Genomic DNA, 287 nt, shown 5'->3' with positions numbered 1-287 from the left:
AAGTTAGGGTACTCGGGAATCGAAACACCCTGGTAAGCCTGATAGCGGCTCTCCTGGAAGAATCGTTTCAAGTCCTTGCCGCCTCGCCCGGCGGTCGGGAAGGCCGGCATGTGATCCCAGATCGCGAATCCCGTGGCACAGATCAATACATCTACTTCATGCTCGACGCCGTCCGCGGTCAGCAGACCCTTCTCGGTGATCCGCTGAATCGGTTCGGTCACCAAGTCCACATTGGGCCGGTTGAACGTCTTGAGGTAGGTGTTAGAGAACGACGGACGATTACAGCA

At 56.8% G+C, this 287-nt stretch carries 1 protein-coding gene; it reads right to left on the bottom strand.

Annotation, left to right across the window (positions count from 1 at the left end):
• The coding region (locus ACQG3P_RS19340; RefSeq protein WP_426805944.1) for a hypothetical protein at window positions 1–221 on the bottom strand (221 nt) is incomplete at its 3' end.
• Between the last annotated feature and the right edge of the window lie 66 nt (window positions 222–287).

It is taken from the genome of Stenotrophomonas sp. SrG, from assembly GCF_050031795.1.
Taxonomy (GTDB): Bacteria; Pseudomonadota; Gammaproteobacteria; order Xanthomonadales; family Xanthomonadaceae; genus Stenotrophomonas; species Stenotrophomonas rhizophila_A.
This window is presented reverse-complemented; position numbering and strand designations above follow the sequence as displayed.